This is a genomic window from Thioclava sp. FR2 (assembly GCF_051200875.1).
Classification (GTDB): domain Bacteria; phylum Pseudomonadota; class Alphaproteobacteria; order Rhodobacterales; family Rhodobacteraceae; genus Pseudotabrizicola.
On record NZ_CP195191.1, the window covers coordinates 2,869,106 to 2,877,348 of the forward strand.

The following is an 8,243-nucleotide window of genomic DNA, read 5'->3' on the forward strand; positions in this document are numbered from 1 at the left end:
TTTTCTTGACGGCTTGGCCGGAAAGGCGGACTCTGCCGCAAACGCGCATGACATCAAAAAGACCCGCGAGGCAGAGCATGGATTTTAACGTTACTTTTGAGCAGCCGATGGATGGGCCGGGCTCTGGCCCGCTGACCATTGGCTGGTTCTTGATGGATGACAAACGCGCGGTGCTGTTTGACGCGCCCGAGCGGGTGAGCTTTCGCCAGACCAACAAGTCCCATGCGAAAAGCGCCAGCCGTTGTCCGGCGGTGATCCAGTTGGAAAGCCGGTATTTCATGGTGAAATGCCCCTATGACATTCATCTGGGGTTCAAGCGCGATGAAAAGGGCAAGGCGGTTCTGGTGAACAAGGCTGGAAATGCCAGCGCGGTACGAACGAACAAGCTGTCGGAAGTGATGACCTTGGTGCAAGAGGCCGAGTGGCGCTATCCGGACCGGCCAACGGTGCAGATGTTGCTGCCCTACTGCTTTATCGCCGATGAATTGGTTTATGTGACCCAGATTTCGGCCTTTATGCATTACCGACGCGACCCGATGCCGGGGACGATCTTTGGCGGGCGTTTCCCGCTGAACGTCTGGCCGCGGCCCTTGATGTGGGCCTTTGAATGGCATGAGCCGGAGAAGGATTTGATCTTGCGGCGGGGTGAGCCGCTGTTCTACTGCCAGTTTGAGGGGACAGACCCAAGCCGCCCGGTGCAGGTGGTGGAGGCCGAGAAGACGCCGGAATTGAGCGCCTATCTGAACAAGGTTTCGGGGGTGGTGAACTATGTCAATCAAAGCTTCAGCCTGTTCAAGGCAGCCGAGGCGCTGCGGCCCAAGCGTCTGCTGACGCCAAAGGTCAAGGAATGAGATCCTCTCTTCAGATCTGGGATATGGAGCGCGGGGTGGCGCGGGTGGTTTTGGAGACCGACGACCATATCGAGGCTCCGAACTGGTCGCCCTGCGGGACGTATCTTTTGGTGAATGGCGGCGGGCATTTGTACCGCGTGCCCCTGTCCGCGCCGGAGTTGGTCAAGGTTGATCTGGGCGGGGTGGGCAGGCTGAACAACGATCACGGGATTTCGCCGGATGGCGGGACTTATGTGATTTCTTCCCATCAGCGTGGGTTGGGGTCGGAAATCTATCTGGTGCCGGCCGAAGGTGGGAAGCCGACGCTGGTCTCTTTGGCCGCGCCCAGCTGGTGGCATGGGTGGTCGCCTGATGGGGCGAGTTTGGCCTATGTGGCGGTCAGACCGGGCAGCACGGTGATTGATGTTTATAGCATGCCGGTTGCCGGGGGCCGCGAGACGCGGTTGACCCAAGGCGAGGGGCATCATGACGGGCCGGATTATGCGCCGGATGGGAAGACCATCTATTACAATTGCGACCGGGACGGGCATGCCCAGATCTGGGTAATGGCACCGGATGGCAGCGGTCAGCGGAAACTGTTTGCCGATGACCATGTGAACTGGTTTCCGCATCCATCGCCCTGTGGCCGGCATCTGATCTGGCTGGCCTATCCGCCGGGCACGACGGGCCATCCGGCAGACCTGCCTGTGGCGATTTGCCGGGGCAATCCGGATGGCAGCGACAGGGTCCGGCTGATGGAATTCAATGGCGGGCAAGGGACGATGAATGTTCCCAATTGGGCGCCCGATGGCAGCGCTTTTGCCTTTGTGCGCTACGGGAAGCCAGCTGCTTGATCTACACAGGACAGGGTAGGGCTGTCTGCCCTCCCGCCCCGAAGTCTGAAAAAAGAGGGGGAGGGCTGTCTGCCCTCCCCCAGGCCCCCTCCCGAGGATATTTTCAGACAGAAAATGGAATCAGGCGGGGAGAGGACGCTGGGGGCCTTGTTTTGCGGCGGGAAGAACCCGGGGATCGCCCCAGACCGAAATGTGGATTTCGGGGCGTCCGCCCGCTGTGACCAGATGTTCGGGGGTAAGGCCAACGATACGGACCCGTAGGAGTTCGCCATTCTCGACGGCAGGCGTCAGAATCGCCCCGGCTTGCGGACCGAGGACGCCGATCAGTGTTGAAACGCGGCGGGGAATGAAGCCAAGAAGCCGGCGATGGCGAAGGGCGAACACGCCGATACAATCTTCGGCCAGCAGGTGGAGTTCGGCCTCGTCGCCGATCGACAGCCCGGAGCGGGCGATGTGCACCGCGATGTCCTGAACGGCGGCCTTGTGAATCAGCGGTTGCAACAGATCTTGCACGGTATGGCCCTTTCTGGGGATGGGGCCTTCTGCTCGGGGCCCACGTTTTTTCAGACCTTGAGCATGCGGATTGCGCGCCGCAACCCTGAAACCGGAAGGTTCACGGGCCTTGGCCCGAACTTGCCGACGGCGTCGGCTTGGATCGGCAAGTTTTCGTCACGCGACGCTGGGAATGGAGCGAATGGGCTTGTCCACGACAAAACGTTCAGCGCAGGGGCTTTGGCGAGGTCAGCGAAGCGATCCGTCAACTGTCGGATTCCCGCACCAAGGATTCCCTGTTTGGGCTGCCCGTTTTGCCTGTTTGGCTTTGCGCCATTGAGGGCTTTGTGCGTCTGCCCCGCAGCCGGATGGGGATGCGTCTTTTTGGCGGGGAAAGAATCGCCGGCGGGCGCTTGTTGCAATCTTGCATCAATGGCTCGAGCACCCCACATTGAGGTCAAGGCCGGAGCCGTCGTGCCTGTCTAGGGCGAAGGCAAGCGGTGCTTCATAAAGAGGAGAATGCCGATGAATTTGGAGAAATTCACGGAGCGGTCGCGCGGGTTCCTTCAGGCTGCGCAGACGATTGCGATGCGGGAAAGCCACCAGAAACTGGCAGCCGAGCATCTGCTGAAGGCGATAATGGATGACGATCAGGGCATGGCTGCGAACCTGATCCGCCGCGCGGGCGGTGAGCCGAAGCGCGTGCAGGATGCGTTGGAACTGGCGCTGAAGAAATTGCCCAAGGTGTCGGGCGATGCCCAGCCCTATACCGACCCGTCGCTGGTGAAAGTGCTGGATGAGGCGGAAAAGCTGGCCAAGAAGGCGGGCGACAGTTTCGTCCCCGTCGAGCGGATTCTGATGGCGATGGCGATGGTGCCGGGTGCGGCCAAGCAGGCGCTGGATCAGGGTGCGGTCACGCCACAGGCGCTGAATTCCGCCATCAACGACATTCGCAAGGGGCGCACGGCGGATACGGCCAGTGCCGAGCAGGGCTATGATGCGCTGAAAAAATATGCGCGGGATCTGACCGAGGCGGCCGAGGCTGGCAAGATTGACCCGATCATTGGCCGCGATGAAGAGATTCGCCGCGCCATGCAGGTGCTGAGCCGTCGGACCAAGAACAACCCTGTGCTGATTGGCGAACCGGGCGTGGGTAAGACTGCGATTGCCGAGGGTTTGGCGCTGCGCATCGTGAATGGTGATGTGCCGGAATCCTTGCGCAACAAAAAGCTTTTGGCGCTGGACATGGGCGCGCTGATTGCCGGTGCGAAATATCGCGGTGAATTCGAGGAGCGTCTGAAGGCGGTCTTGTCCGAAGTGACCAGCGCCGAGGGCGAGATCATTCTGTTCATCGACGAGATGCACACTCTGGTTGGCGCGGGCAAATCGGATGGGGCGATGGATGCGGCCAACCTGATCAAGCCGGCGCTTGCGCGGGGTGAGTTGCATTGCGTGGGCGCGACCACCTTGGACGAATACCGCAAATATGTGGAGAAAGACGCGGCCTTGGCCCGACGGTTTCAGCCTGTGATGGTGGAAGAGCCGACGGTCGAGGACACGATTTCCATTCTGCGCGGGATCAAGGAAAAGTACGAGCTGCACCACGGGGTTCGGATCTCGGACTCGGCGCTTGTTGCTGCGGCGACGCTCTCGCATCGCTATATCACAGACCGGTTCCTGCCGGATAAGGCCATCGACCTTGTCGACGAGGCCGCCAGCCGGTTGCGGATGGAGGTGGACTCGAAGCCCGAAGAACTGGATCAGCTGGATCGTCAGATCCTGCAGATGCAGATCGAGTCTGAGGCGCTGAAGAAGGAAGATGATGCGGCCTCGGTCGATCGTCTGGAAAAGCTGGAAAAAGAGCTTTCCGACCTTCAGCAACGGTCGGCCGAGATGACGGCAAAGTGGCAAGCCGAGCGTGACAGTCTGGAGCAGGCCCGCGATCTGAAAGAGCAGTTGGACAAGTTCCGGGCCGAATTGGAGCAGGCCAAGCGTGAGGGCAATTTTGCTCGCGCGGGCGAGCTGCAATATGGCCAGATTCCGGGGCTTGAGAAGAAGCTGGCCGAGGCCGAGGCGCGTGAGGGCGAAGCTTTGGTCTCCGAGGCTGTTCGTCCCGAGCAGATCGCCGAAGTCGTCGAGCGCTGGACCGGTATTCCCACCACCAAGATGCTGGAGGGGGAGAAGGAAAAGCTTCTGAAGATGGAAGAGGAGCTTGGGCGCCGGGTTGTCGGGCAGCGGGCGGCGGTCGAGGCCGTTTCGCGCGCGGTCAGGCGGTCGCGGGCGGGGCTTTCGGATGAGAACAAGCCGCTGGGCTCGTTCCTGTTCCTTGGCCCGACCGGCGTCGGCAAGACCGAACTGACCAAGGCTTTGGCCGAGTATCTGTTTGACGACGACAATGCGATGGTTCGCATTGATATGTCGGAGTTCATGGAGAAGCACTCGGTTGCCCGTCTGATCGGGGCGCCTCCGGGCTATGTCGGCTATGACGAGGGCGGGGTGCTGACCGAGGCGGTGCGGCGCAGGCCGTATCAGGTGGTCTTGTTCGACGAGGTCGAGAAGGCGCACCCGGATGTGTTCAACGTTTTGCTGCAGGTCCTGGATGACGGGCGGCTGACCGATGGGCAGGGGCGTGTCGTGGACTTCAAGCAGACGCTGATCATCCTGACCTCGAACCTTGGGGCGCGGAGCCTGTCGGAACTGCCGGATGGGGCGGATGCGGCGGGGGCGCGGCGTGAGGTGGAGGACGCGGTGCGGGCGCATTTCCGGCCGGAATTCCTGAACCGTCTGGACGAGCAGATCATCTTCGACCGGCTGACGCGGGAGAATATGGGCGGCATCGTCGAGATCCAGCTGAAGCGGCTTGAAAAGCGGCTGGCGGCGCGGAAGGTGGCGCTGGAACTGACCGAGGGGGCCAAGGATTGGCTGGCCGAGGAAGGCTATGATCCGGTGTTCGGGGCGCGGCCTTTGAAGCGGGTCATCCAGCGGCAGTTGCAGGACCCGCTGGCCGAGATGCTGCTGGCGGGCGAGGTGATGGACGGGTCCACGGTTTCGGTCTCGGCCGGGCCGGAGGGGCTGGTCATCGGGGACCGGGTGGTGCCGAGCCGCCGGGAAAAACCGCAGGTGGCAGTGGTTCACTGATCCCAAGTCGGGGCCGCAAAAAGGACCGATCAGGGCGGGGGAAACCCCGCCCTTTTTCATCGCCCCAAAGCGTCCCCGTCGGGGACGTTTTTTTATGTTTGCGAAATCAATGGGTTGGAATCGGGGATTAACGGTTTTTTAGGGTTTGGAGGTGGGGAGGGGGGAGAGCCGGGGGAGGCGCGACATACAGGGGGTGGGAATGTGGGGCGGCTTGATGGGGAAAGCGTCGGGGCAAGCCCCGACCTACGCTTGCTAAGCTTGTCACTTCACGCAGCTTATGGTTGTTTATCGACTCATTGACCAAGCTAGGAATTCCAATGAAGCTTTTCCCCCCTGATCAGAATGTCGAACTCTATAAAGAAGGATTCGGCGAAAAAGACCCTTTCAATCGGCTTGGAACAGGAAAAGCACTATCCGATCTTGTTGAGCGGATTGACGACCCCTTGGTCATTGCATTGGACGGGATGTGGGGAAGTGGCAAATCTTGGTTTCTAAAGCGCTGGGTCGGGGCGCACTCCTTAGAAAACGGCGGTCGAGCTAACACAGTCTATTTTGACGCTTTTGCCAATGATTTTATGGATGATCCGCTGATTGCGCTCACTTCTGCAATTGGTGACCGGCTTCCCGCAAAGGAAGAAAGAAAGACATGGAATAAATTTAAGAAGGCTGCTAGCAGGCTTGCGCGACCAGTCGCGCGTGTCGGCTTAGCAGCTGCTACCGGTGGTGTAACCGAGTTTGTGGGACCAGTCATCGACACAATCGCAGAAGCTAGTAGTAAAGAGATCGAGAAGGCTGCCGAAGCGTTTTGGGCGCGAGAGGATGGCAGACGGGCAGCAATGCAGCAGCTTCGTGGGGCGATTGTCGAACTTACGGAATTAGGTTTGAAAGCGGGCGAAAAAATAAGGCCGCTGGTTGTTGTTGTTGACGAGCTTGACCGCTGTCGGCCGGATTATGCCTTATCCCTTTTGGAAGTAATCAAACACTTCTTCTCCGTTCCGAATGTGCATTTTGTTTTGGGCGTAAATCTTGAAGCACTGAAGCACAGTGTTTCGGCACGATATGGAACTGGCATCGATTCTGATCGGTACTTGCGGAAATTTATTTCCCTTATTTTAAAACTTCCTGAAAGTGCGAATGATCATAGCGCTTCTCCTTTGGTGTTGCCATATTTCAAAAAGATGGCGAGTGCTATGGAGATAAATAAAGTAGCAATTGAAGAGTTCCCTAAGCATCTTGGCCTAGTCTGCAAAGCCAGAGATGTCTCGCTTCGCGATGTAAATCAAATGCTGAGTAGATTAGCTCTGGTGCCGCCTGAGCTATTTGAACGAAAACTTTGGGGTTGGCCAGAATGCTTATACTCCTTGGTTCTATTTGGGTGTTTGGAACCTAATCTCGCGCGAAAGTCGACTTCTGGCATTATTAAACTTGAAGAAGTAATTTCATTCTACGGAATTACATCCCTTATGGTGTCAGGTGCGCGCGATGAAGGTTACAATCACGATGCATATATCGTCCGTATTATTTGGGAATTTCTTCTATCAAACGGTGTCAGCGCTACAGCAGGAAAAAACGATCTCAAAGATGCATTCGGATTACATCCAAGAAGTGAGTTCGTTGAGATTTTCAATACTATCGACCGAGACTTCCTGAGGAAGTTCCATTTCACGGATACCTGAGGTTCACTTCCAAACAGCGACGAAAGTTCGCGATTAACACTAGGAGTCATCAAGTCCACTTTAAGTTTGTTACCGTGAGCAGCCCCCTACCCCCTCCTCCCCAGCCACATGTCCACCATGTCGAAGATGTCGTCGACGAGGCCGGGTGATTTGGCCTCCTCGCCGTAGAAGCGGATGACCCAGCCGGTGCGTTCGCGTTCGCGCTTTAAAATCAGGCCGGGGCGCAGGGTCAGGGTGTGACGGGGCGCGCGGCGGGGGGTGTTGGGGGCGGCGGGTGGTTCCTCGGTAAAGATCGCGTCGAGCGTGGTGGCGAGGTGTTGCATCTGCATGTTTAGCGTGATGCCGGTGTAAAAGGCCGCTCGCAGGGTGAGCGAGATCGCCTCTTCCCCGCCTGCGCGGAGGGCGGCGGCGAGGCGGTCGATTTGGGCCTGCGTCAGACGCTCGGGTGTCATCAGGCGGCGGTGGAAGGTATCGGCCACGAGGGCGCAGTTTTTCAGGCGCAGGCGTTGGGAGCGGGTGGCCGAGGGGTAAAGCGCGGTGAGCGCGGTTTCGATGTTTTCAAAGCGGTCGTCTTCGATCAGGCGGGCGAGGAAGCGGCCTTTCTCCCATGGCGAGATGGGGGAGCGGACCTCATTTTCCGCCACCATTGCGGCCATGGCGGCGTGGATGGTTTCGGGATTGTGGAGGAGCGCGGGGATGGTGTCGCGGCCGAGCGTGCGGAAGGCGGTGAGGCGGCGGTAGCCCGAGATGAGGCCATAGGGGCAGGGCTGGTCAGCGGTGGTTTCCAGACCGAAGACCTCAATCGGTGTGTGGAGGCCGAGGGTTTCGATGGAGCGGACGAGGTCGTCTTGTTCCTCGGCTGAGGGCAGGCTGCGGTCGCGGGGCAGGATGTCGGCGTTGATCTGGTCAAGCGGGATATGGGCGATCTGCATGGCGGTCTCCGTTTTGGCGCCACGCAGGATACATCGGGTTTGGGGGGTGTTGCGGAAACGGGGGTTTCAGCGCGCGGTGGGTTAAGAGTGAAGGGCGGGGAGGCCGGTGCCGCGATCAAGGGACTTGGGCGCCGGATCCGGGCCAATCGGGCGCGGCCGCCTCTGGTCCGGTCGAAAGACAAGCTTGAGCTCCCTCTGCCCGCGATGCGCTGAGTCAGCCGTTTCTCATGATCCTGCGCGAGAGAGCGAAGGCTGCGGCGTGACGTCTTATTGAGGAGCGGCCGGGGCGACACCGCTGCGGATCGACAGAATTTCCCCCTT

At 59.4% G+C, this 8,243-nt stretch carries 6 protein-coding genes; 4 read left to right on the forward strand and 2 right to left on the reverse strand.

Annotated elements, in window-relative coordinates:
• Nucleotides 1-77 precede the first annotated feature (77 nt).
• Both ACSBLW_RS13940 and ACSBLW_RS13945 read left to right on the forward strand, forming a co-directional pair.
• Nucleotides 78-851 carry a hypothetical protein gene (locus ACSBLW_RS13940; protein WP_435257218.1) on the forward strand — a complete coding sequence of 258 codons (774 nt, stop codon included), beginning with the start codon at nt 78-80 and terminating at the stop codon, nt 849-851.
• Complete coding sequence (locus ACSBLW_RS13945; protein WP_435257219.1) at nt 848-1,684, forward strand: TolB family protein; 837 nt, start codon at nt 848-850, stop codon at nt 1,682-1,684. The genes ACSBLW_RS13940 and ACSBLW_RS13945 overlap by 4 nt, the downstream gene beginning before the upstream one ends.
• A gap of 120 nt (nt 1,685-1,804) precedes the next feature.
• Here the strand turns inward: ACSBLW_RS13945 and ACSBLW_RS13950 are convergent, their stop codons facing one another.
• A complete protein-coding gene (locus ACSBLW_RS13950) occupies nt 1,805-2,197 on the reverse strand; it encodes a hypothetical protein (RefSeq protein WP_435257220.1) in 393 nt (130 codons plus the stop codon).
• 504 nt (nt 2,198-2,701) lie between these two features.
• On the opposite strand from ACSBLW_RS13950, the gene clpB reads away from it, so the two are divergent.
• Both clpB and ACSBLW_RS13960 read left to right on the forward strand, forming a co-directional pair.
• Complete coding sequence (gene clpB / locus ACSBLW_RS13955; protein ID WP_435257221.1) at nt 2,702-5,314, forward strand: ATP-dependent chaperone ClpB; 2,613 nt, start codon at nt 2,702-2,704, stop codon at nt 5,312-5,314.
• Between the two features lie 317 nt (nt 5,315-5,631).
• Complete coding sequence (locus tag ACSBLW_RS13960; RefSeq protein ID WP_435257222.1) at nt 5,632-6,990, forward strand: KAP family P-loop NTPase fold protein; 1,359 nt, start codon at nt 5,632-5,634, stop codon at nt 6,988-6,990.
• Nucleotides 6,991-7,076: 86 nt separating this feature from the next.
• Here ACSBLW_RS13960 and ACSBLW_RS13965 read toward each other — a convergent pair whose 3' ends face one another.
• On the reverse strand, nt 7,077-7,922 hold the full coding sequence (locus ACSBLW_RS13965) for a ParB/RepB/Spo0J family partition protein (RefSeq protein WP_435257223.1): 846 nt from the start codon (nt 7,920-7,922) through the stop codon (nt 7,077-7,079).
• Nucleotides 7,923-8,243: the final 321 nt, after the last annotated feature.

What these genes read in the sequence shown, in the direction of transcription:
- ACSBLW_RS13960 (WP_435257222.1), top strand. Translation starts at nt 5,632, where the DNA reads ATGAAGCTTTTCCCCCCTGATCAGAATGTCGAACTCTATAAAGAAGGA.
- ACSBLW_RS13940 (WP_435257218.1), top strand. Translation starts at nt 78, where the DNA reads ATGGATTTTAACGTTACTTTTGAGCAGCCGATGGATGGGCCGGGCTCT.
- ACSBLW_RS13945 (WP_435257219.1), top strand. Translation starts at nt 848, where the DNA reads ATGAGATCCTCTCTTCAGATCTGGGATATGGAGCGCGGGGTGGCGCGG.
- ACSBLW_RS13965 (WP_435257223.1), bottom strand. Translation starts at nt 7,922, where the DNA reads ATGCAGATCGCCCATATCCCGCTTGACCAGATCAACGCCGACATCCTG.
- clpB (WP_435257221.1), top strand. Translation starts at nt 2,702, where the DNA reads ATGAATTTGGAGAAATTCACGGAGCGGTCGCGCGGGTTCCTTCAGGCT.